22 protein-coding genes are annotated in these 23538 nt (G+C 56.2%); 8 read left to right on the top strand and 14 right to left on the bottom strand.

Annotated features, from left to right (window positions below):
* Positions 1-75: 75 nt before the first annotated feature.
* On the top strand, positions 76-2100 hold the full coding sequence (locus tag J8E65_RS10530; protein WP_237181907.1) for a protein-disulfide reductase DsbD family protein: 2025 nt from the start codon (positions 76-78) through the stop codon (positions 2098-2100).
* Positions 2093-3274, top strand: a complete 1182-nt coding sequence (locus J8E65_RS10525) for an MFS transporter (protein WP_210375714.1) — start codon at positions 2093-2095, stop codon at positions 3272-3274. The genes J8E65_RS10530 and J8E65_RS10525 overlap by 8 nt, the downstream gene beginning before the upstream one ends.
* On the opposite strand, the gene J8E65_RS10520 is transcribed toward J8E65_RS10525, so the two are convergent.
* Complete coding sequence (locus J8E65_RS10520; RefSeq protein WP_210375712.1) at positions 3259-4266, bottom strand: FecCD family ABC transporter permease; 1008 nt, start codon at positions 4264-4266, stop codon at positions 3259-3261. The two genes, J8E65_RS10525 and J8E65_RS10520, sit on opposite strands and share 16 nt — an antisense overlap.
* The gene (locus J8E65_RS10515; protein WP_210375710.1) at positions 4263-5174 is read right to left on the bottom strand and encodes an ABC transporter substrate-binding protein; all 912 of its coding nucleotides are present in this window, start codon (positions 5172-5174) and stop codon (positions 4263-4265) included. Before J8E65_RS10515 ends, J8E65_RS10520 begins: the two co-directional genes overlap by 4 nt.
* A 294-nt stretch (positions 5175-5468) precedes the next feature.
* Here J8E65_RS10515 and J8E65_RS10510 point away from each other — a divergent pair, with 294 nt between their 5' ends.
* The 6 genes from J8E65_RS10510 (at position 5469) to J8E65_RS10485 (ending at position 11309) form a co-directional block, all read left to right on the top strand.
* Complete coding sequence (locus J8E65_RS10510; RefSeq protein WP_210375709.1) at positions 5469-6857, top strand: sigma-54-dependent transcriptional regulator; 1389 nt, start codon at positions 5469-5471, stop codon at positions 6855-6857.
* Positions 6858-6916: 59 nt separating this feature from the next.
* Entirely contained in the window at positions 6917-7861 is a 945-nt protein-coding gene (locus J8E65_RS10505; protein WP_210375707.1) for a calcium/sodium antiporter, read from the top strand.
* Positions 7862-8039: 178 nt separating this feature from the next.
* Positions 8040-8645 carry a DUF4398 domain-containing protein gene (locus J8E65_RS10500; RefSeq protein WP_210375705.1) on the top strand — a complete coding sequence of 202 codons (606 nt, stop codon included), beginning with the start codon at positions 8040-8042 and terminating at the stop codon, positions 8643-8645.
* Positions 8646-8799: 154 nt separating this feature from the next.
* Positions 8800-9885 (top strand): L,D-transpeptidase family protein, encoded by a 1086-nt coding sequence (locus J8E65_RS10495; protein ID WP_237181905.1) that lies wholly within the window; start codon positions 8800-8802, stop codon positions 9883-9885.
* On the top strand, positions 9875-10543 hold the full coding sequence (locus J8E65_RS10490; RefSeq protein WP_237181904.1) for a L,D-transpeptidase: 669 nt from the start codon (positions 9875-9877) through the stop codon (positions 10541-10543). The genes J8E65_RS10495 and J8E65_RS10490 overlap by 11 nt, the downstream gene beginning before the upstream one ends.
* A gap of 61 nt (positions 10544-10604) precedes the next feature.
* Complete coding sequence (locus tag J8E65_RS10485) at positions 10605-11309, top strand: hypothetical protein (RefSeq protein ID WP_237181902.1); 705 nt, start codon at positions 10605-10607, stop codon at positions 11307-11309.
* On the opposite strand, the gene J8E65_RS10480 is transcribed toward J8E65_RS10485, so the two are convergent.
* From J8E65_RS10480 to J8E65_RS10425, 12 genes are all read right to left on the bottom strand, one after another.
* Entirely contained in the window at positions 11306-12154 is an 849-nt protein-coding gene (locus J8E65_RS10480) for a hypothetical protein (protein WP_237181900.1), read from the bottom strand. The genes J8E65_RS10485 and J8E65_RS10480 overlap by 4 nt on opposite strands.
* Positions 12155-12279: 125 nt before the next feature.
* A complete protein-coding gene (locus tag J8E65_RS10475; RefSeq protein WP_210375700.1) occupies positions 12280-13077 on the bottom strand; it encodes a winged helix-turn-helix transcriptional regulator in 798 nt (265 codons plus the stop codon).
* On the bottom strand, positions 13067-14755 hold the full coding sequence (rny, locus tag J8E65_RS10470; RefSeq protein ID WP_210375698.1) for a ribonuclease Y: 1689 nt from the start codon (positions 14753-14755) through the stop codon (positions 13067-13069). The genes J8E65_RS10475 and rny overlap by 11 nt, the downstream gene beginning before the upstream one ends.
* A gap of 297 nt (positions 14756-15052) precedes the next feature.
* Complete coding sequence (locus tag J8E65_RS10465; RefSeq protein ID WP_237181899.1) at positions 15053-15394, bottom strand: cell division protein ZapA; 342 nt, start codon at positions 15392-15394, stop codon at positions 15053-15055.
* Positions 15395-15400: 6 nt separating this feature from the next.
* Entirely contained in the window at positions 15401-15739 is a 339-nt protein-coding gene (locus J8E65_RS10460) for a hypothetical protein (RefSeq protein ID WP_210375697.1), read from the bottom strand.
* A 33-nt stretch (positions 15740-15772) separates the two neighbouring features.
* The gene (pheT, locus tag J8E65_RS10455; protein WP_210375695.1) at positions 15773-18238 is read right to left on the bottom strand and encodes a phenylalanine--tRNA ligase subunit beta; all 2466 of its coding nucleotides are present in this window, start codon (positions 18236-18238) and stop codon (positions 15773-15775) included.
* Between the two features lie 6 nt (positions 18239-18244).
* Entirely contained in the window at positions 18245-19255 is a 1011-nt protein-coding gene (pheS, locus tag J8E65_RS10450; protein ID WP_462933170.1) for a phenylalanine--tRNA ligase subunit alpha, read from the bottom strand.
* A 142-nt stretch (positions 19256-19397) separates the two neighbouring features.
* The gene (rplT, locus tag J8E65_RS10445) at positions 19398-19748 is read right to left on the bottom strand and encodes a 50S ribosomal protein L20 (RefSeq protein WP_210375692.1); all 351 of its coding nucleotides are present in this window, start codon (positions 19746-19748) and stop codon (positions 19398-19400) included.
* Between the two features lie 18 nt (positions 19749-19766).
* On the bottom strand, positions 19767-19973 hold the full coding sequence (gene rpmI, locus J8E65_RS10440) for a 50S ribosomal protein L35 (RefSeq protein WP_210375690.1): 207 nt from the start codon (positions 19971-19973) through the stop codon (positions 19767-19769).
* Between the two features lie 110 nt (positions 19974-20083).
* Positions 20084-20602: a translation initiation factor IF-3 gene (gene infC, locus J8E65_RS10435; protein ID WP_210375953.1), complete on the bottom strand. Its 519-nt coding sequence runs from the start codon at positions 20600-20602 to the stop codon at positions 20084-20086.
* An 84-nt stretch (positions 20603-20686) separates the two neighbouring features.
* Positions 20687-22684, bottom strand: coding sequence for a threonine--tRNA ligase (thrS, locus tag J8E65_RS10430; protein ID WP_210375688.1), 1998 nt, complete (start codon positions 22682-22684; stop codon positions 20687-20689).
* 77 nt (positions 22685-22761) lie between these two features.
* The gene (locus J8E65_RS10425; protein ID WP_210375686.1) at positions 22762-23481 is read right to left on the bottom strand and encodes a gamma-glutamyl-gamma-aminobutyrate hydrolase family protein; all 720 of its coding nucleotides are present in this window, start codon (positions 23479-23481) and stop codon (positions 22762-22764) included.
* Between the last annotated feature and the right edge of the window lie 57 nt (positions 23482-23538).

Genomic DNA, 23538 nt, shown 5'->3' with positions numbered 1-23538 from the left:
TAAGGTGGCAACAATTCGCAAAGGCGTTCGTTTTTCGGTAAAACGAACGCCTTTTTTATTTCTATGCGCATAACCATGAAGCTGCATTGGCTTCTTTACTTGCTGCTAAGCCTAGTGGGGATTGAGCCGCTACAAGCTCAGCGAGCAACCGACCTGGTGCAGTGGAAGGCAACCGTGCGGCCTGAGACGGTCGCTGTGGGCGATACGCTGGTCTTCTGGCTGGAAGCGACGATGGCCGAGGGATGGAAAATGTATGCCCTCGACTCGCCCCCGCCTAGCCGAGGCGTTCGACTGCGCTTTGGCACGTTGCCTGCAGGACTGGAGCAGGCAGGCGATGTGCGGCAAAGCCCACCAAAAGAAGGATACGACCCCAACTTTCGCGTCACCGTTCGCTACTTTGAACACCAGGCGGCAATTATAGCACCACTGCGCGTTGCGGATGCTGCTGAGCCTGGCGTGCGTACTGTGCAAGCTGAGGTCGAGTTCATGATCTGTAACGATCGGGTATGCCTACCGCCAACGCGGGTGCCCGTAGAAGCTGCCGTGCATGTTGTGGCACAAAAGGAAGGGATTGCAGCAGCTCCCAGCGCTCCTGTACCCCGTTTTGATCCGGTTATTCCGCCTATCGAGCCAGAAGCTACAGTGCCGCCTGGCCCCCAGGCTGCTGTCACTGCGGAAGAAGATGTGGCTGCGGCTCGGGCCAGTGGCTTATGGGGATTTTTACTGCTAGCCATTGGGGCCGGCTTGGCCGCTCTGCTCACGCCGTGCGTATTTCCCATGATTCCCTTGACGGTCTCGTTTTTCACGCACCATAGTGCTCGTCGGGATGTAGCCTTTCGCATGGCGCTGGCCTACGGACTTTCTATTGTGGTGTTGTTTACAGGACTGGGCGTGCTTATGGCGTTGCTGGTCGGCGCAGCCGGTGCCCAAACCATCGCAGCAAACCCCTGGATTAACCTGTTTATCGGATTGATTTTTATTCTCTTCGGCCTCTCTCTTTTGGGATTGTATGAACTGCGGCTACCTAGCGGTTTGGTGAATTTCTTTAACCGCCAAAGTCAGCAGCATGGTGGTTACTTGGGCGCCGTATTCATGGGACTTACGCTTACGCTGGTGTCGTTTTCCTGCACTGCGCCTTTTGTAGGGGGACTGCTGGCGGCTACAGCGTTAGGTGAATGGAGCTATCCCATTGTGGGCATGGTGGCTTTTAGCCTGACGTTTGCGCTCCCCTTTGTGCTGTTTGCACTGTTCCCACAGGCGCTTCAGGCGCTGCCGCGGTCGGGGTCCTGGATGAACACCACCAAGGTCGTTTTGGGCTTTGTGGAATTGGCTGCAGCGCTCAAGTTTTTGTCCAATGCCGACCTGGTCTGGGGCTGGGGACTATTGTCTCGCCCGCTAGTGATTGCTTTCGTTTCGGTATTGTTTTTCTTAACCGGCCTTTATTTGCTCGGCAAATTACGCTTGCCCCACGAAGCGCCCGTAGAAACCGTTGGTGTAGGTCGACTGCTGACGTCGGTACTGTTTTTTGGACTGTCGCTCTATCTGCTACCGGGCTTGCTGGGTGCGCCGCTAGGACGGCTTGATGCCTACCTGCCCCCTCGAAAAGCGAACGATGTTGGACTCGCGGCTCTCTTTCAGGCAGGCGGCATGGCCCCGGTAGCTGACCTGTTCGACTGGCATGAAGCCATTGAACCCGCATTTGCCGAAGCAAAGGCAAGTGGTAAGCCGGTTTTTGTGGATTTTACGGGCTACACCTGCACCAACTGCCGAGAGATGGAGGCCAACGTTTTTCCCCATCCTGAGGTAGCTCGGCGGCTTCGAGAACAGTTTGTACGCCTACGGCTCTATACCGACGATGTTACAGAAGGGCCGGCCTGGCAGCGCTATCAGCTCCAGCTAACCGCCACCGTGGCCCTGCCTACGTACGCCATCGTCTCTCCTGAAGGGCAACTGCTAGCACGGCACGTGGGCATGGCCTCGGCAGAAGAGTTTGTGGCTTTTCTCGATCGTGGACGGGCAATGTTTGAGCAGCGCATGGCCCAAAGGGCCATGACGCCTGCTTCCCGGTCTGCGACAGCCGCACTGCGCGACGATGCCTAAGGAGGTTTCCCCTGAAATTCTAACGCGACAAGCCTGGCGGCTGGTTGTGCTGTTGGGCGTGGTGAGCTTGCTGGCCGACCTCACCTACGAAGGCGCGCGGAGTCTGATTGGACCCTACTTAGGATGGCTGGGCGCTTCGGCTGTAGCTGTAGGTGTTGTTGCCGGCGCAGGGGAGTTGGTGGGCTACAGCCTACGGCTGTTAAGCGGCTACCTCAGCGACCGCACACGCCGCTATTGGACATTCACCCTACTGGGTTATGGCATCAACTTGCTGGCCGTTCCTGCACTGGCCCTGGCCGGGCGTTGGGAGGTGGCTGCGGCTTTGATTGTGGCTGAGCGGGTAGGCAAGGCATTGCGTACGCCAGCACGGGATGCCCTGTTGGCTTATGCTACAGCGCACGTAGGACACGGCCGAGGATTTGGGTTGCACGAAGCACTGGATCAGATCGGCGCCGTTGCTGGACCGCTTTTCCTAAGTGGCCTGCTTCTGACCGGAAGTGGCTATCGCGAGGCCTTCGCCATGCTGCTTTGGCCTGCTTTGCTGGCTTTGGCGGTGCTGGGATGGACTTGCCAACAAGCACCACATTTTCACGACGCGTCCGATACATCGCGCTCTGAACACACCCGGCCTTTGCCACGCCTGTTTTGGCTCTATCTTGCGGGGGCTGCATTACTGGCTGCGGGGTATGCCGATTTTCCGCTGATTGCGTATCACTTCAGACATGCCAACGTGCTGTCAGAAGCGCATATTCCACTTGCCTACGCTTGGGCTATGGCGGTCGATGCCCTGGCTGCCGTAGGCTTAGGAGCGCTATTTGATCGCAAAGGAATATTGGTTCTTGCCATTGCGATAGCCTCCGGAGCTGCTGCTGCGCCATTGGTTTTCTTGGGGGGTAAGGGGGCTGCTTGGGTAGGTATGGCCCTCTGGGGCGTAGGCATGGGCGCACAAGAGTCTATTTTGCGGGCTTCCTTGGCCCAGATGATTACGCCAGCACATCGCGGAAAAGCTTTTGGTGTTTTTCACGCTGTTTTTGGTCTGTTTTGGTTTATTGGAAGTGCTGTGCTGGGCCTGCTCTACACCACATCGCGCGGGGCCCTGGTCGCTGTAGCGACTGGCCTCCAGCTTGTTTCAGCCATTGTGTTTGGCTGGCTTGCCCTTCAGCCAAAGCGATAAGGGCTGCGGCGCAATAGAACAAGGAAAAACGGCACGCCACACAGGGCTGTAACTACGCCGACAGGCAGCTCAGTCCCGGACAAAAGCAGGCGGGCAACTAAATCAGCCCATAGTAAAAAGAGGGCCCCCAGCAGAAAACTGAGCGGCACAACGCGGCGATGGGGTACGCCCACCAAGGCACGTACGGCATGCGGCACAATTAGCCCCACAAACCCAATGATACCTGAAAAAGCCACCAGCGTGCCGGTTACCAACGCTGCCAGCACGATCAACAGCCGCTTGGTCCATTCCACCGATAATCCAAGCTGTGCAGCGGACTCTTCGCCCAGGAGCAACAAGTCCAGTGGACGTGCCAGCAGGATCAGCGCCAGTAAGCCAAGCATGGCGGCCAAGACTGGAAAAGGCAGTATCGACCAGCGGGCCCCACTGAAAGACCCTAAAAGCCAGAAAAGGACTGCACGCAGTTTGTCAGGATCGGGTGAAGCAAAAGTCACAAACGAAGTTACCGACGCCATAAGTGCCGAAATGGCCACGCCTCCGAGCAGCAAGCGCGGAATCGACAGGATACCGTTTTGCCGAGCAACCAAGTAAACCAAGGTGAGGGTAAGCAGAGCGCCAAGAAAGGCGGCCAAGGGCATCGACAGCATGCGTGAAAGCAAAGGCGGCAACAAACCAAGATAAAAGAGCGAAGCGCCAGCGCTAGCACCACTCGACAGGCCTAAGATGTACGGTTCAGCCAGGGGGTTGCGTACCAGGGCCTGCATGGCTACGCCGACAATGGCCAGTCCCCCACCCGTTACCGAAGCCAACAGCACGCGAGGCAAGCGCAGTTGCCAGACAATCCGCTCGGCGATTGGATCCCCCCGACCCAGCAAAGCCTGGAGAACCTCGGCCGGTGCGAGCAGAACACTACCGAGTGCAACGCCCGCTACGATCGAGAGGCTTAGGAGCAAAAGTAAACCCAAACCCAAAACAGAAGGCCGCAGCCTCATGGCACTGTAACAAGATCTGGGTGTAAGCAATGGGCTAGCGCCTCTAGCCCAGCAATCAGTCGCGGCCCCGGGCGTAAGATCCAAGAGGGCTCAAGGCCACAAATGCGCCCCTGGCTAACCGCCGGCACCACATCCCAACTTGGATGACGCTGCAGCAAACGCGACGGCTCATAGTCAGTCCCCATCGTCACTACAATTACTTCAGGTTTGGCTTGGAGTACAAACTCATCGCTGAGTACGGGTCCAGCTACAGGTAGTGTAGCTGTCAGACTTTGCCCGCCAGCGCGCGCAATAAGATCGTGCACGTAGCTGCCTTGCCCAAAAGCATAAAGTGTTTCGTCACTGATAAGCAGTAAAACCGAAGGCCGTCTTGGCAAGGGATCTAAGGCGGCTTGCAAATGCAACAAGCGTGCACGTAGCGAGTCGACGGTGCGTTTGGCCGCTGCTTCTGTGCCGAGCATTCGGCCTGTCGTCAGGATTGCTTCAAGTACGTCCTCGAGTGTAGCGTAGGAAAAAAAGTAAACCGGAAGGCCCAGTGTCGCAAAGGTGGCGGTATCGCGCGGGTTATTGACTTGGTCGGTGGCCAGCACCAAGTCGGGTTTGAGAGCTACGATAGCCTCAAAGTTGACTGGAAGGGCGCTGAAGCGGGGCAGCGTGTCAACCGCAGGCGGATAGTCGTCCGCCGTGGTGACCCCGACGAGCAGGTGTCCAGCACCAGCGGCAAAGACAATCTCGGTTAGGCTGGGAGCTAACGTGACGACGCGACGCGGCCAGTGTGGAAGTGTCACTGTCCGTCCTAAATCATCGGTATAGTGGAACGCCGTTTCCGAAGAACGCTCTGAAGGGGTGCAGGCCCACAGCCCAAGCAGCAGCAGTCCCAATATCCAGCCAAGATCGCGGAAAGACATGCCCAGATTATTTGTACATCGATGCTGAAGGTTTGCAAAATAGCACACCGACGGATGAAAAAAAGCAAAACTTCCCGTGGAGTTTCGTAAGGTACCTGGGCAAGGTGTTGTATTGCAGGCCAAATGCAAAGGGGTTACAAAATGAAGGGGGTAAGCGCGTAACACGCCCCTTTGGCTATAGGCATATTTTCTGATCGAAACCCCTTCAGTTCAAAGTTACTTCTGCCGATACTCTACTGTGTACGCGGCGATGTTTGGTCGACCAACCCATTACCAATCTACACCCCCTGACCGATGGCGAAGGCATGTGTGTTTGTCGTGGATGATGAGCCCAAACTGGGCGAACTGTTTGCAAGTGTACTGCGAAGGGATGGCTATGAGGTGCGCGCATTTGTGCATCCTCAGGTGATGTTGGAAGCCATTGAGGCTGGTGAGCAGCCCGACGTCGTACTGGCCGATTTGATGATGCCGGAAATCAACGGCATCGAACTGCTTGAGGTTTTTCGGAAACGGCGGCTTAACGTGCCCGTCATCATTATGACGGCCCACTCCTCCATTCAGACGGCCGTCGAAGCGATGCGCCTAGGAGCCTTTCACTACCTGCAAAAGCCGATCAATCTTGAGGAAATGCGCATGCTGCTCAAAAAAGCGCTCAACCTCTACGAGCGCGATCCCGTGCGGGAGCAGCAACGCCTAGCTGAACAGCAAGCCTATCCCATCTCAGGTATTCTGGGGGAAAGCGAAGCTATCCGCCAAGTGCGCCAAACCATCGAAATGCTTCGGGATGTACCCAACACGATTGTCCTCATTCGTGGCGAAACCGGTACAGGCAAAAACTTGGTTGCCCGCACCATTCATCACAACTCCACCTACAACGCAGGCCGTTTTGTAGAGATCAACTGTGCAGCGCTGCCGGACAACTTGCTCGAGGCTGAGCTGTTTGGCTACGAGAAAGGCGCGTTTACCGATGCCCGAGCTTCTAAGCCAGGCTTGCTTGAAGTAGCCGATGGGGGCACCGTGTTTTTGGATGAGATCGACTCCATGAGCCTGGCGTTGCAGGCTAAGTTACTTTCTTTTCTTGAAAGCCGGACGTTTCGTCGATTGGGTGGCATCGAAGATATCCGGGTGACCACCCGCATCTTGTGCGCTACAAACGTCAATCTAGAGCAACTTGTGGCAGAACGTAGGTTTCGTCAAGACCTGTTTTACCGCATTAACGTGGTGAATTTATACCTACCGCCCTTGCGCGAAATGGGGCGTGATATTTTGCTAATCGCTCAAGCTTTTGTGCGCCAGTTTAATGAAGAGCTGGGACGCAGTGTCAAAGGGTTTACACCTGAAGCCGAACAAAAGCTACTAAAGCATTCCTGGCCCGGTAATGTGCGGGAATTGCGCAATGTGCTCGAGCGGGCAATGATCTTTACCAAAAAGACCTGGATCGATGCTGACGATCTGCCTCTCCAACCTGCTAGCGTGCCTTTAGCATTGCCGGTATCCAACGGGATCTTTTACTTCCCCAGCGGAAGTACTTTGGAAGAACTGGAAAAGGCTTATATCCTCCATACCCTGAAGCACTACAAAGCCAGCTACGCGGAAGTGGCCCAAATACTTGGAATATCCAAAAAAACGCTTTGGGAAAAGCGCAAGCGCTATAATCTCGATAAAGAGATTGCCCATCTATAGGCACGGAATCTAGCCTGCTTTCCAAAGCGTAGGAAGCCCCTCAACCATAAGATGTAGCAATGGGGAGCTCCTTCTTATTTTTAGCCTTAGGGTTAAGCGGGTTGTACCTTGGTGCTGAAGGACTGGTGCGTGGCAGTGCAGCATTGGCGCTTCGACTGGGAATTGCCCCGCTGATTATCGGTTTGACGATTGTTTCTTGGGGCACCAGTAGTCCGGAAGTCGCTCTGAGCGTGCAGGCTGCCTTGCAGGGAAAAGGAGATGTGGCTGCGGGCAATGTCATTGGATCGAACATTTGTAACATTGCGCTCATTCTGGGCCTGGCGGCCCTTTGGCAACCCCTTCAGGTGCAGGCGCGACTGGTACGGCTCGATGTCCCCTTGCTTGTTGGCATTTCGCTTTTAGCTGGGGCAATGTTGCTTGACAAGCATTTAGGACGAGGCGAAGGGCTGGTTTTGTTGACACTCATGCTCGCTTATGTCACGCTAAACGTATGGATGAGCCGAAGAGAACTGCCAGACTTGCTGGAAGAAGGGAAAGATCTTTTGCCCAAACGACTGCAACATCCCCTGTTCGAAGGTGCTCTGGTCGTGGTTGGGTTGGGCCTGCTAATCCTTGGGGGAAGATGGTTCTTAGCAGGGGCAGTAAGCCTTGCCCGCACAGCTGGACTTTCAGAGGCGTTTATTGGCCTAACGGTCGTTGCTGTAGGTACCAGTCTGCCTGAGCTGGCCACCTCTATCGTGGCTGCGGTGCGTCGCGAGGCTGATATTGCCGTAGGCAACGTCGTGGGATCTAACCTGTTTAACCTTCTCACGATTTTAGGTTTGGCCGCTGTTGTTCGTCCCCTACAGACCTACGGCTTGCAACAGGTGGATTTGTTGGTGATGAATGGGCTAACGTGGCTGCTGCTGCCGATTATGTGGAGCGGCCATCGCATCCGCAAAGCAGAAGGAGTGGTGCTCATAGGGCTATATATAGGCTATCTGCTGTTTCGAGCAGGTGTTTAATTTGCAACAGTTAAGTTACTTTTAATCATAAGGCCTGATTTTTTAATTTGTCTTATAGAGAAATGCGCCTGTTTTGTCGTAAAAAAAGCTTCTGAAAACGCTGATGATTGTGCATAAGATCATCGGCGCAGGCTCACCCAAGTTAACCTAAAACAAAACAGACCCAGGAGGTAGCGTTATGCGAGGTGCTTTATGGATAGCGGGGCTGGTGCTGGCCGGTGGACTGATTGCTGGCTGTGCCAGTGCCCCTACGCAGCAGCTTGAGGCTGCACAGCAGGCCTTGCAGGCGGCCGACAGTGCAGAGGCCGACGTGTATGTGTCTGACTTGTATCGTGCAGCCCAGGACTCATTGGCCGCTGCTCAGGTTGAAATTGAAGCGCAGAATGCCCGCTTTGCGCTAACGCGTAACTATGAGCGGGCCGAACGGTTGCTCCAGTTTGTGGCGGAAACCGCACGACAGGCCACGGAGCAGGTAGCCCAGAAGAAGGAAGAAATGCGGGTTGAGGCCGACACGCTCCTGGCCGAGGCGCGCCGGGCACTGGAGCAGACCAATGAGCTGCTGAAGCGGGCGCCGCGAGGCAAGGAAGGCGCTGTAGCGCTGGTGTCGATCCGCGAGGATGCGAGCAGCGTGGAAGGCCAGATTAATGAGGCCGCTGCCGCGTTGCAGAGCGGGGATATCTTCCGTGCCCATCAGCTGGCACAGCAGGCCCGTGACAAGGCTGTGGGGTTGGTTGAGGAGCTGAATGCGGCTATTGCCAAGACGCGGCCCGGACAGGGTAGCTAACTTGCACATGCTCCGTAAAAAGACGCGTAAAGCCCCTGGTTTTCGAGGCGTTTCCTTTTGGAGCGCACAGAGACCAGGGGCTTTTGGTCTTCTTAGGTCTCGGAAGCGGCGTTGGTGGTGGCGTTTAGGGGTACTGAGCTTAACCTTAATGCCCATGGGGGGGGCGCTTTACGGCTGGATCAAGCTGCGTCAAAGCCCCTATGTCGCTTTTGAGGCTGCTCGAGAGGCTCTAGCGCAGGCACGTGCAGCACAAGCTGAGCGTTATGCCGCTTCGTTATGGGAGCAAGCGCAGCGCTCCTGGAAACAAGCGCTGATGCAGTGGCAAGAAGCCAATCAGCGCTGGTGGGCCTGGCAGCAGTATGCGCAAGCGCAAGCCGTAGCGCGACAGGCCGAACAGCAAGCCTGGGCAGCTGCACGACGAGCGGAACAGGTGCGCGACTCGCTCTACCATCAAAGCCACCAGATGCTGCGTCAGCTGGCGCCCCTGCTGGATTCCCTGGCACAATGGCTGGAAACTTTACCCTATCGATCGGCATGGAGCCAGCAGTTTCAGGAGGCCCAAACGCATTACCATACCGCACATAAAGCTCTAGAAAGCGGAGACCTGTGGGTTGCCTCCGAGCAGGCAGCAGCAGCGCAGCATCGCCTCCAGGTGCTCGAAGAACAACTACGAGACTACGTCAGCCACTACCTAGCGCAACTGCCCACTTGGCGGCAATGGGTTGAAGAAGCACGTCAGGAAGCCCGCCGTCGTGGAAGCCTGTTGCTTGTGGTCGATAAAATGGCTCGCCGGTGCTACGTTTATCGCGGCACGCAGCACCTCGCTACTTTTACGGTAGAGCTTGGGCCGAACTGGATGGGGCCTAAGCTTTATGCAGGCGATCGCGCAACGCCGGAAGGCAAGTACCGCGTTATTCGAAAATTGGGACCAGGAGAAACGCGTTACTATCGGGCTCTGCTGCTAGATTATCCAAACGAGGTCGATCGGGCACGCTTTATCCGAGCGCGACGAGAGGGTAGGTTGCCCCCGAATGCCCAAATTGGCGGACTCATTGAAATACATGGCGAGGGGGGACGGGGTGTAGATTGGACAGAAGGCTGCGTGGCATTACGTAACGAAGAAATGCGCCAGCTTTTTGAATTGGTTCCTGTAGGCACCCCTGTGGTTATTGTGGGAGCCCTGGAATCTTGGCCAATCTTGCGCCTAATGCGCAATCCGACAGCAAACTATGGACGTTAAGCAGAAAGCCCAACGTTTGGGCATGGGCACCGGACTGCTGCTCATGATCATGGCGGCAAGTCTGGCGCCTAAGGTACGTGAAATGGCTTTGGGGGTAATGGCCTGGATGGCACAGCCCCCGCTGCCTGAGACCGCTTGGGCCGCTGCAGAAGAAGATAAGCAGCGCCTGGAGCGGGAAGTGGCGCGCCTAGAGCGACGACTCCTGAGGCGGCGTCCACGCGATGCCTACTTAGTGGTCAGTACAACGGAAAATCATTTCTGGCTTTACAAAAATGGAAAACTGATTCGTGAAGGGCGTTGCTCTACAGGAAGCTATGTCTACCTCAAGGGTAGTGGGGGTAAAAGCTGGCTGTTTCAAACCCCACGCGGACAGTTTTTTATCCAATCCAAGATCGTCAATCCCGTTTGGCATAAGCCCGACTGGGCCTTTGTGGAAGAGGGCAAACCGATCCCTCCACCGGGCTCCCCAGAACGTTATGAATATGGAGTGCTGGGGCGCTACGCTTTGGCTATTGGGAATGGGTACTTGATCCACGGCACCCTTTACCAGCGCCTATTGGGCATGCCCGTAACGCATGGATGCGTGCGTTTAGGCGATGACGACCTAGAGGCTGTTTACCGGACGCTGCCGGTGGGCGCACCGGTGTTTATTTACTGAAAAAATGAAGCTGCGTTTTACGGCATTCCTACAAAAGTTGCGCACCCAGCCTTACAAGGCTATGGTGCGCCATAAAGCGTTTTGGCTTTGGGCGGTAGGGCCTTCGTTGGGGGTGTTACTGCTTTTGAGCCTTTTGCCATTGCTCTTTAGCCCACGCACTGCGCCGCTAAAGCCACTGCCGCCATCGCTGGACTCTCTGCAGGTGTTGCGCCAGGTACTTGAGCAGCGTTTAGAGATGGCTGCAACGCGCCAGGTAGGGCTTGTAGTAGACCTGGTGGAAGCGCGTTTGGCTTTGGAAATTGGCGGTCTGCCGGTGCGGGAAGTGGCGGTTAGCGTGCAGAAGCGACCTTTGCGCGCACTGCTCAGTACCCAGGAGAAGCCTTATATTTTGCAGGCCTATCGAGCCTCTATTCCTAAGATCCCGATCACCGAGGTAGAAGCGCCGCGCGACACCCTAGAGGCGCAGAGCCGTCCACCCATTTTGCCGCCACCGGAGGATTCTGGAGGGGTGTGGGTGTACTTGCAGTTTGATCAGGGTATTGAGCTTTGGCTCTTGTCGCCACCTGCCACGCTCAGCGAGCAGGTAGCTCGCTGGGCCTTTATGTTGAGTACCCACTTATGGCGTGAAGGACGACTGCTTGCCAGCCTGCTGCGGCGACAACCGATGCCTGTTCCGTTATCCATCATGCTCGAGATGCCGGCTGCTGACGTACGTGCTGTATTTCGAGCGTTGCCCGACAGCGCGCGTCTAGCGCTTCGCTACTAAGAGGGCTCAGAAGCGCCTGTAGGAGGACGCACAGGCGCGGCACGTCGTATCCGCAGGCGCCGTCCCCAAGCCGAAGCAGTACGTCGCACCTGCTCCAAGCGGGGTAGGGGAATAGGCAAGGGTACAGGATGGAGCAAAAACCAGCCCATGCGGAAAAGCCAAAGCGGCCAAAGCACCAGATAGTTTAACAAGCCAAACACCTGTAGAAAAGCTAGCCGTGTTGCCGCGCCTAAGGCAATGGCCGCCATTGCGGGCCCCAGAACCAGCCCCATCTGAGCTAGGCTAGTAGGCCATACGGGCAAGCGGTGGCCCAGCAAGCTGACTACAAAGATCCATAGACCTACGCCCGCCATTTCTAGCCATCCTCGGGGGATGCGTTCCATGAGCACCTGCAGCCACCCGGCCCATCCTCCAGCTAAAAAGGCCAGCGTGCCAGAAGCTTCTGGGCTGGCATCGCGCCATAGATTGGTTTCATAGTCTGCTTGCCAGAAGCTGAGGATGGCGGTTAGCGCAAAGCCCAATTGGGCAATTCCCCCGGTCCAGTGTACAATAGGCGTATCTAAGGTCTGCAATCGTTGCTGCACGGCAGGAATTAAGGCCAACCCCAGCAGACCCATGATTGCCAGCAGGTAGTCGACAAGCACGTGGAGCCAAAAGGGGACTACCGATACCTCGGCTGGCGGTAGGAAGGTGGTAAGCAGGAGCGCAGCAAAGAATAATGCAGCCATAAGCAGCGCACTGTAGCCCCCCCACCGCTCCATACGCGCAGCATACACCATAGCGCTATAACGCCTCCTATAGCAGTAAGCCTCTTTCCCGATCGGCTGCCCTTTCGTCCGAGACATGCTCGGACTCCGCACGATGCCGCCCGGCGTGCCTACAAGGCCAGGGTCAGTCTATCGGGAGCCTGCGGCATACAAGCACCAATGAAACGCAGCACGCGCGCCAAAGTTGGGCCCTGCAAGGGAAGTTATGACTTTTTTTCTTCTGCTATGGGTAAATCTAGGCGATACCCATAGCCCCGAATGGTACGGATAATGTTTTTTAACCCATACGCTTCCAGCTTGCGTCGCAGAAAATGCATGTAAACGTCGACCATATTGGTTCCTGTATCGAAATTTAAGCCCCAGACGTGGGCCAAGATTTCCTGGCGCGAGCAGGCGATATTCGCACGAGACAGCAGAAAATCCAGTAGAGCAAATTCGCGTGGGGTGACCTCAACTTCCTGGTTATCTACAAAAAAGCGATGGGCGGCACGATCCAACCGCAGGCGCCCAACTTGTTGGACGAGGGGAGCATTGGGCGTAGCGATAGCAGCGCGCACGTCGCGCACCAGGCGTCGGTAGGCTATCTGGTGCGCTTGAATCAATGCGGGCTGCAAAGGAAGCGTTAACGCAGCATCCGCACCGGCAACCAGTGCGGCAATCTGGGCGTCAGGACCGCTGCGGTATAGGGCAATGAGCGGAGCTACGCCTTGTTGTCGCAAATAAAACCCTAAGGTGTTAATAAGAGGGGCCATTGCAAGCTGCCAGTCGACAAGCACCGCGCTCGCTTCACAAGCGGCTTGCAGCAGGGCATGACCCTGCTCCGAAAGGGTACGGTTGGGGTTGCTTAGGGCTTTTAGGCTAAATACCTGCACGGTGTGCGGTGGAGGGCAACTGAGTTGAACTGCCGTTACGAGCAAGGGATCGTCAGTGATTAAAAAAAGCCGTAACGGCTCCGAGGCAGTTGCCGTCGGTAAAGGACTGGCTATGGTATTACTTGGCATACGAGACCGAGCGTACTTCGCGGATGACAGTCACTTTAATCTGGCCCGGATACTGCATTTCACTTTGGATTTTCTTTGCAATGTCAATGGCCAGTTGCTCGGCTTGGGCATCCGAAACCAGACTGTGGTTCACAATGACACGCACTTCACGGCCGGCTTGAATGGCATAAACGCGTTCTACACCCGCGAATGAACTGGCTAGCGCTTCTAGTTTTTCCAGTCGTTTGATGTAAGCTTCAAGTGCTTCGCGCCGGGCGCCTGGCCGTGCACCTGAGATCGCATCGGCCGCTTGCACAATAGGCGCAATCAGCGTCGTCATCTCAATCTCATCGTGATGTGCACCTACGGCATTGCACACCTCAGGGTCTTCTTTGTACTTGCGGCACAGCTCCATGCCCACCAGTGCATGTGGCTGGTCGATGTCTTCCTCAACCACCTTGCCAATGTCGTGTAGCAAACCTGCACGACGGGCTTTTGCTGCATCAAGCCCTAGCTCAGCTGCAATCAAGGAAGCAATCCGCGCTGTCTCAATAGAGTGCGCTAGCAGGTTCTGCCCGTAGCTGGTGCGATAGCGCATGCGGCCAATAAGCCGGATGAGCTCAGGGTGCATACCGTGTAGGTTGAGCTCGATCACGGTGCGCTCGCCCGTCTCGAGAATCTCCTCCTCGATTTCGGCCGTAGCTTTTTCAACCACCTCTTCAATGCGGGCCGGATGGATGCGGCCATCCTGGATCAGTTTGGTTAGTGCCAGGCGAGCAATCTCTCGCCGGATTGGATTAAAGCCAGAAAGAATTACAGCCTCAGGCGTGTCGTCGACAATGACTTCGATGCCAGTAGCCGCCTCAAAAGCACGGATATTACGACCTTCGCGCCCAATGATGCGGCCCTTCATTTCGTCCGACTGGATGTTGACCACCGAGACGGTATTTTCGATAGCATGGCTGGCGGCTGTACGCTGGATGGCCGTTAGAATGATTTTTCGGGCTTCGCGATTGGCTTTCATGCGGGCCTCATCGCGGATTTCTTTGATCATGGAGGCTGCTTCGAGCTTGGCCTCTTCCACCATTTGAGCCAAGAGGACTTCACGGGCCTCCTGCCGCGTCATACTAGCCAGTTGTTCAAGCTTGCAAAGCTGCTCTTCCTGCAGGCGCTTTAGCTCTTCCTGCTTTTGGGTCAGCGCTTGCTGTAGGTCGCTTAGCTCGCGTGTGCGTTGCTCCAGCATAGCCTGTTGGCGCTGGAGGGTTTCCCAGAGGGTTTGCACCTGCTGGTGCAGTGCCTCAGCCTGGCGCACCTGAGCATCTGCTTCGCGGCGTAGCGCTTCGATGGCTTCGGCTGCCTTAGCGAGCGTTTTTTCACGTTCATTAACCCGAAGTGTACGCCGGTTAAGCGCTTCCTGACGTTCGATAAGGCGTTCCTGGGCTTGCTGAAGCGCTTTCCGGGCTTCTGCTTGTTCTTGTTCAAAGGCCTCTCGTTGCTGCTGCAACGCCATTTCGGCCTGTTCCAGGTGCTCCCGGCGGTAGTTATGGGCCTCAGCTTCCGCTTGGGCTAGGATCTGCTGGGCACGCATGCGGGCAGCCTTGAGCACGTTTTCACCGATGCGCGTCAGCAATAATCTATCTAGCACAATGCCGGCGCTTACAGCCAGTACCATCAAGCCGGCGATCAGCATGAGTTCCATAGGAGGTCTCGCTTTTCGTTAGGTGCTTTTTAAAAAAAGATACCCCGGTAGGTTAGGCAACCCTACCGGGGTAGGAAGCGAAAGGCTACAAGCCTGCAGCCCGGGTTCAAGGAACCCCCAATTCGACACAGTGGGTGCCGCTCCAGCCGTTCCGACTTCCTCGGCCCCTTCCGTGAAGGAAGGAGATCCCGACGTGGTCAGGACTGAGGCCTGTCGTCCGGGCCGGAAGGAAGGCTCCCTTGCGCAAAGGTGTTAGGTCCCTTTATTACGCATGGCGCAGGCTTGCGAGCCGCCGCTTTATATCGCGTCGTGGTCGGGCTGTTCCGATTCCGGCAAGGTTGCAATGCGTTCGGGATGCTCAAGCCAGTCTAAAAGTTCCTTAAAGGTGTCGTATAGTTCCGCATCCAGGGCGCGCAGCGCCGTTTGGGTTTCATGCAGCGCCTCGGCTAGCGAAAGGGCCACAATGACTGCAGCCGTTAGCTCCGGCTGATCGGGATGAGCAGCCCGGAAGGCACGCATTTTTTCATCAATAGAAGCTGCCAATTGGCGCATGAGCTCTTCGTCTTCAGGGCGGATGCGTAAGGGGTAGTCGCGCCCCATAATGGTGACCCGAATGGATTTTTCCATGCGTGTATCCATCGCGCCTTAGGCAGCAGGCGGTGGAGAAGCTCCCAAGTCTTGGGACAAGTAATGATCGACGGCTTCAATAAAGGTTTGCACTTTTTGCTGCAAAGCCTCTGGGTCTTCAGGAAAGACGACGCGCGTGCCAGCACCCGTCGATGGCAAGTTAGGTGTAGCATTGGCCAGCGCGGCAAGCTGCTCTCGGAGCATCAATTGCTCGGCACGCAATCGCGCTAGCTCACGTGCCGTTTCGGCTACGCGGTCGCGAAGCTGTTCTAGCGCCTCCAAGCTGCGCAGGTGTACTGGCCCACTGCGATGTGGGCGGCGACTCCGCCGTGACTTACGGTTACGCCGGTTTCCCATGTGCCACCTCCAAACGTTTTATCTCTCAATATACTACTGTCGAAGCTGGGCCCCAAAGCGTTGGGTAAGGACGTTCAAGATGGCAGCCACTTGGGCGTCGACCTCAGCATCGGTCAACGTCCGATCGGCGCCAAAGCGTAGCGCCACGGCCACGCTTTTTTGGCCTACGGGAATGCGCTCGCCCTCGTACAGGTCAAAAACTTCTGCTTGCCGCAGCAAGGGAGCGCCAGCTTCGCGGATGGCTTCTAGAAGCGGACCTACCGGTTGGGTTCGCGCAACGAGTATGGCTAGGTCTCGGTCCACTTCTGGGAAACGACTAAATGGTCGGTAGCGGCGACGCGCTGCGCTATGGGCAATCTCAGCAAAAGCCTCCCAGTGCAGCTCGGCATAGTAAAGCGGCGTCCGTAGTTCGTAGGTTTCGGCCAGCACATCCGATAAGCGGGCCACATGGCCCAAAAGGCGTGTCCCGGCCATAATATTTAACTGATATGCTGCGGTTGCTCGCGGCGTGTCGGTGGGCAGTAAATGCACCTGATCGCGCAAATGAAGGGCCTCAAAAAGCGTTTCGAGAAGTCCCTTGAGATCGAAAAAATCAACCATTCGCGCTGGCGTATCCCACCCCTTTGGGGCCTGGGGGCCACTGAGACCGATGATTAAGGCTTCGTGCTCAGCAAAGCCAGGTACCAACGTATCGGTGCGTTCCGTGCGGGAAAAAACGCGCCCAAACTCAAAAAAGCGCAGCACCTGCTGCCCTCGATTTTGGTTGTAAACTATGGTTTGCAGCAGGCCTGGCAGTAGCGATGGCCGCAGTACAGCCATCTCTGCCGAAATCGGGTTGAGCGTTTCAACGAGACCGTAGCTGTGGGTTGCGGCCTCGGAAGCAAAACGATAAGCGACTTCCCGTGGCAGCAGGCTGTTCGTATAGATTTCTCGAAGACCCATACTGGAGAGCAGGGTGCGGACGCGCCGCCGCAGCCTCTGGGCCGGTGGTTCTTCTATGACCCGGGCCGGCACAACAAATGTGGAAGGCTCTGCCAGTCGATCATAGCCATATACCCGGGCCACCTCTTCAATAAGATCGATTTCTTCGGCTACATCAGGACGGTATGTGGGGACGGTGCACTGCAGCACGTCGCCTACAACTTTGGGGGCAAAGCCCAAGCGATCAAGAATGCGGGCTGCCTCGCTGGCCGGTATGGCTGTGCCTAGCACCTGCTGCATGCGCGCAATCCGAAGCTGAAGGGTATGTGTTTGGGGCTGCCCAAAGTGCACCTCGACCATGCCCGGCACAAGCTCACCTCCGGCAACCTCAACAATGAGCTGGGCTGCACGGGCAGCCGCCCAGCACTGCAGGCTTCGGTCGACTCCCCGCTCGAAGCGGTAGGAAGAATCTGTTTGTAGGCCCAGGGCACGTGCTGTGCGGCGAATCGTAGCCGGATCAAAATAGGCGCTTTCGATCAAGATGTTGGTCGTGCTATCGGTAACTTCAGAATTTTGGCCGCCCATGATGCCGGCTAAAGCTACAGGCCGTTCGGCATCACAAATGAGCAAAGCCCCTTCTGGAAGCTGGCGGGTTTTCCCGTCCAGCGTAGTCAGCGCTTCACCAGCATGGGCTAAGCGAACATGAATCTTTCCACCACAAAGCCGGTCGAAATCAAAAGCGTGTAGCGGCTGACCGCATTCGTGTAAGACAAAGTTCGTGACGTCGACTACGTTGTTGATAGAACGTAAGCCAATCGCCGCCAGCCGCTGCCGTAGCCATAAGGGCGAAGGACCAATGCGCACATTGCGTACCAGCAAGGCCACATATCGCGGGCAGGCCTCTGGTGCGTCGACGATCACCTGCACATAGCGAGCTGCTTCGCCACCGGGTTCAGGAACAGTGACCTTAGGTAGACGCAGTGGACGATCAGTAAGGGCCGAGAGGTCGCGTGCAATACCGATATGACTGGTGGCATCAGCCCGGTTGGGCGTCAGGCTAATTTCCAGCCGATAGTCGGGCAACACCAGTCCCTGGCGGCGGAGGTATTCGGCGAAGGAAAGCCCCACAGGAGTCTGTTCAGGAAGAATCAGAATGCCCGAATGGTCATCCGAAAGCCCCAGTTCGTCCTCAGCACAAATCATCCCTTCGGAAAGCTCCCCGCGGATTTTGGTTTTACGGAGCGTGACAGCTTGGCGCTGTCCTTCGCGATCAGTAAGTAACAAGGTTGCTCCCGGTGTTGCTACGACAACTTTTTGACCCGCGGCTACGTTGGGAGCTCCACAAACAATAGACAGCGGCTTGTCGCTGCCTACGTCGACTTGGCAGAGCGTCAGGCGATCGGCATTGGGATGCGGTTGTACGCTGAGCACGCGCCCGATAACCACGCCTTCTAAGGCTGTACCCAGCGGCTCTACCGCTTCGACTTCCAGACCCAGCCCAATCAACGCCTCGGCTAGTGCCTGAGGCGTAAGCTCCAAGTCGATATATTCGGTCAACCAGCGATAGGAAAGCTTCATGGTGCGTTAAAACTGCTCCAGAAAACGCACGTCGTTTTCGTAAAATAAACGAATGTCGTCGATACCATAGCGAAGCATAGCGATGCGTTCGACGCCCATTCCAAACGCATAGCCCGTGTAGCGTTCGGGGTCGATCCCTACAGCGCGAAATACGTTAGGGTGCACCATACCGCAGCCAAGAATCTCCATCCAGCGTCCGCCTTCAGGATGGTCGGGCAGTGGCCACCAGATGTCTACTTCGGCGCTGGGTTCGGTGAAGGGAAAATAGCTGGGACGAAAGCGCATGCGCACATCTTTTCCAAAAAGCGCTTGGGCAAACAAGTGCAGCGTTTGCTTGAGGTCGCCCATAGAGACGTTTTGGTCGACGTAGAGGCCCTCGACCTGGTGGAACAGGCAAAACGATTTGTAGGAGACGGCTTCGTTGCGATAGACGCGGCCCGGGGCAATGATGCGAATAGGCGGTTGCATACGTTCCATGACGCGGATCTGCACTGGTGAGGTGTGCGTGCGCAGCACAACAGCTTCCGCGTAGCTGGCACCCTGATGCAGGAAGAAAGTGTCCTGCATATCCCGAGCCGGATGGTCGGGTGGAAAATTGAGCGCTGAGAAATTATGCCAGTCGTCTTCGATTTCGGGGCCTTCGACTACAGCAAAGCCGAGCTGTTCGAAGACGCGCACGATGGCTTCGAGCGTTTGCGTCAGTGGATGAAGCGACCCAGTGAACATGCGACGACCCGGTAGGGTCAAATCGGGGATTTCAGCACTCCCCGTCGGGGTTGGGCGTAGGCGCAGGCGGGCTTCCTCCAGACGCTGCTCGGCCAGGCGTTTGAGCGCATTGAGCTGCCCACCCAGTAGTGGGCGCTCCTCGGGCGGAAGCTCACGTAGGCGCTTAAAAAGATGCGTGAGCTGCCCGCTACGCTGTCCTAAAAAGCGAATGCGAAACGCCTCAGCAGCTGCTTCGGAGTCGATAGGCGTTTGTGTGATTTCCTGACGCAGGGCTTCAAGGGCTTCGTGCAGCGAAACTGTTGCCATAGCCTCATAGGAAATACAAAAGCCCGCCGGCCTGTAGCAGGGGCGGGCTGTGGACAATTTTCCGCGCAGCGCCCTGCTTACAGGCTAGCGGCGCAGGCGGTAAAAAATCGGATGGAGGTTTGCGGCTTCATGCAGCCGTAACGACCCGGACGATTTGGGCAAACGCGTTGGGATCATGCACGGCCAAGTCGGCCAGCGCTTTGCGGTTGAGCTGAACATCCGCTTTGCGCACTGCACCCATAAAGCGAGAGTAGGTCGAGCCGTTGAGGCGGGCTGCTGCGTTAATACGGATAATCCAGAGCCGCCGGAATTGCCGCTTGCGTTGCCGTCGATCCCGGTAGGCGTATTGCAGCGCCTTATGAACGGCATGCTTGGCAATCGTGTAAATCTTGCTACGCCGGCCCCAGTAACCCTTTGCCATGTTCAAAATTTTCTTCCGCCGCCGGCGTGCAGCAACTTTATTGGTAGCCCGTGGCATAGTCTTTCCCCAAAAGTGTTATCCTTTCACTCCAATGCACAGTAGGCGCCGAATGCGACCCACATCGGTGGTATCAACCAAGGCACTTTGGCGCAGGCGGCGCTTGCGCTTAGAAGACTTCTTGGTCAGTAGGTGATTGTGAAACGCTCGTTGCCGCTTAATCTTCCCTGTAGCGGTCACCTTAAAGCGTTTCTTGGCCCCACTATTTGTTTTGAGCTTCGGCATGGCTTATTTCTATCTGCCAAAAGGGGTGCTTATGATACGCATGTACGGGTTTTACGAGCAATTTGGATACGGTAGCGTTTGCGAAAGTCGCAGAAATTTCGCATGGCTGATTACTTTTTCTTCGCTGGCGCTAAGATCAAGGTCATTCGACGCCCTTCCATGTGCGGTGGTTGGTCGACTTTAGCAACATCCTGCAGCGCATTGATAAGCCGCTGCAGCACCTCGAGGCCCGCTTCTTGGTAAATGATGTCACGGCCGCGAAACTGCACCCACGCCTTGACCTTGTTGCCGTCCTCCAGAAACTGACGGGCGTGTTTGGCCTTAAACTCAAAATCGTGGGTATCGGTGTGCGGCCGGAACCGAATCTCCTTAATTTGCTGCGCTTGCTGCTTACGGCGCGCCTCTTTTTCCTTTTTTTGCTGCTCGTAGCGGAATTTCCCGTAGTCTACAATCTTACATACCGGAGGGTCGGCGTGCGGGGCAATTTCTACTAGGTCTAGCCCTCGTTGGCGCGCCATTTCGAGAGCGGTTTTGAGGTCATAAATCCCATGCTGACCCTCGGGGTCAACGACACGTACACGGGGCGCGCGGATTTCTTCGTTGACCCGGAATTTGTCTGGCTTAACGATAGCTCGTTTCGGGTTTAGGTTTACAGGTTCAGCTTACTTGGGGCTCACTCACGCCAATGGCGCCTTTGAGTTCCGCATTAGATCTTAGATTGTGGTGGAAGCTGCAGTGCGGTGCATCGTTGCTTCGATCTCGGCGCGCAATTGGGCGATGAAGTCACTCAGGGAGCAGCTTCCTTGGTCACCAGCACCATGCTTGCGTACAGCTACTGTGCCTTGTTCACGCTCGCGGCGACCTACAACGAGCATGTACGGAATTTTTTGGGTTTCTGCTTGACGAATCTTGTAGCCGATGGTTTCGCTGCGCGTATCAACTTCAACCCGAAAGCCCGCTTCCTGAAGCTGGCGACCCACCGATGCCGCATAGGCGTTCAGCTCATCGCTTAGGGGTAACACGGCAATCTGAACAGGCGCCAGCCAAAGGGGAAAGTTGCCTGCGCAGTGTTCGATGAGTACCCCAATAAAGCGCTCCAGCGAGCCAAAAGGCGCGCGGTGAATCATGACAGGCCGATGTTTTTGGTTATCGGCGCCGATGTAGTACAAATCGAAGCGCTCTGGCAGGATATAATCAAGCTGTACGGTTCCCAGCTGCCAGCGGCGGCCTAGCGCATCGCGCACCATGAAGTCGAGCTTGGGGCCGTAGAACGCGGCCTCGCCTAGCTCTTCGGTGGCCTCGAGGCCCATTTCTGCCGCTGCTTCACGAATGGCTTGCTCGGCCTGTGCCCAGAGCACATCGTCGCCTACGTACTTTTCCCGGTTATTGGGATCGCGCAGCGAAATTTGCGCTTCAAATTCCTCAAAGCCAAGCGCCCGAAAGACGTAAAGCGTCAGATCGATGACGTTTTTGAACTCTTCTTTGACTTGATCAGGACGGCAGAAGATGTGCGCGTCATCGATCGTAAAGCCCCGCACGCGGGTTAAGCCGCTGAGTTCACCGGTTTGCTCATACCGATAAACCTGCCCAAACTCGGCCAATCGGATAGGCAGCTCGCGATAGGAGCGGGGCCGGTCGGCATAGATCATAATGTGGTGTGGGCAGTTCATCGGTTTCAGCAAGTAGCCTTCGCCTGTCTCCGGATCTTCGAGCATGGGGGGAAACTGGCTATCTTTGTAATACGGATAGTGCCCGCTTGTTTTGTAGAGCTCCAGACGACCGATGTGGGGGGTGGCAACAGGCAAGTAGCCACGCCGAATTTGCTCCTCCCGCAAAAAGCCAATAAGCGTCTCCCGAAGTGTGGCACCGCGCGGTAGCCAAAGCGGCAAACCAGGCCCTACCTTTGGACTAAACGTGAACAGCTCCAGCTCCCGTCCCAGCTTGCGATGGTCGCGTTTGCGGGCTTCTTCGAGCTGATGCAAATAGCGCTCCAGTTCCTGCTTTTTGGGGAAACTGATCCCATAAATACGCGTGAGCTGCGGCCGATGCTCGTCACCGCGCCAGTAAGCCCCAGCTACGTTCAACAACTTAAAGTGCTTGATGTAACCCGTTGAGGGCAGGTGAGGGCCGCGACACAAATCCGTAAAATTCCCCTGACGGTAAAAGGTTATCGTTCCGTCTTCAAGCTCCTCAATCAGCTCGACTTTATAAGGATCGCCCTTTTGCTTGAAGTATGCTAGCGCCTCCTCCTTGGACACCGGAATGCGCTCATAAGGTACATCGCGCTGCGCTAGCTCTCGCATTTTTTCTTCGATACGCTCAAGATCTTCGGCGGAAAGCTTGCGCTCGCCCAAATCGACATCGTAGTAAAACCCTTGCTCAATGGGCGGTCCAATACCAAACTTGACACCGGGATAAAGGGCTTCGAGCGCTTCGGCCATCAAGTGGGCCGTTGAATGCCAGTAGACAGCTTTGCCTTCAGGGTTTTCCCAAGTTAACAGGCGTATGCGGGCATCTTCTTCAATGGGACGGCTTAGATCGCGCACCTCGCCATTAACCTCGATGGCCAACGCTTCGCGGGCCAGGCGAGGAGAAAGGCGTTCGGCCAGCTCTCGGCCTGTAATCCCCCGGCGAAAAACCTGCACCGATCCGTCGGGTAGTGTAAGGCGGATGACCTCTTTCTCTGTAACCGTTTGCAGCGGATCTGCCATTGTCCTATGACACCTCGGTTTGTGTTGGCCTTTCTACCCGTAATCGCAGGACGATGCTCCCAAAACGGGCTGCGGCCTTAGAGGCCTAAACGGCAGGCTTCCACAAAAGCGGCAAAAAGCTGGTGCATATCGGGCCGAGTTGGTGCCAATTCCTCGGGATGCCACTGAACGCCCAGCACAAAGCGGCAGGTGGGCACCTCCACGGCTTCGATGAGGCCATCGTCGGCATGGGCCGTAGCAACCAGTGTGGGAGCCAACTGATCGATGGCCTGGTGGTGCAGGCTGTTGACCGCTAGGCGCTGCTGCTTAAGCAGTGCGGCAAGGCGTGAGTTGGGTTGGACGGTGACTTCGTGTAGCAGCGCCGTACGCGGCTGGCCAAGGGCTTCGCCATCGTGCGGAAGCGCATGGGGACATTGCGAAGGAATGTCCTGGATCAGCGTACCCCCAAGAGCCACGTTAAGCACTTGCAAGCCTCGGCAAAGCCCCAGCAGTGGTTTGTCTGCTGTAACGGCCCAGCGAACCAGTGCCAGCTCAGTGCGATCCCGATCCGGGTCAATGCCATAGGTAGCCGGGTGTGGCACCTGCCCATAATGGACAGGATCAACGTCGGCCCCTCCTGTTAAAAGCACACCATCAACCTGCTCGAATAGTGTGCGCAGGTCTTCCAGCGATAACGTTACCGGTACAACTACGGGCAGACCTCCAGCCGCAATAATGCAGTCGAGATAAGCACGCCGCAAGCGAAAATGCAGCTTTTCCTCGGTGAGTGCAATGGGGACAAAAATGCGAGGCTTCATACCAAGACGTACGTCAGACTTGCCTTGTAATGCACAGCGACCCTCAGAGGTTGCTTC

Source organism: Rhodothermus bifroesti, from assembly GCF_017908595.1.
GTDB lineage: Bacteria > Bacteroidota > Rhodothermia > Rhodothermales > Rhodothermaceae > Rhodothermus > Rhodothermus bifroesti.
This window is presented reverse-complemented; position numbering and strand designations above follow the sequence as displayed.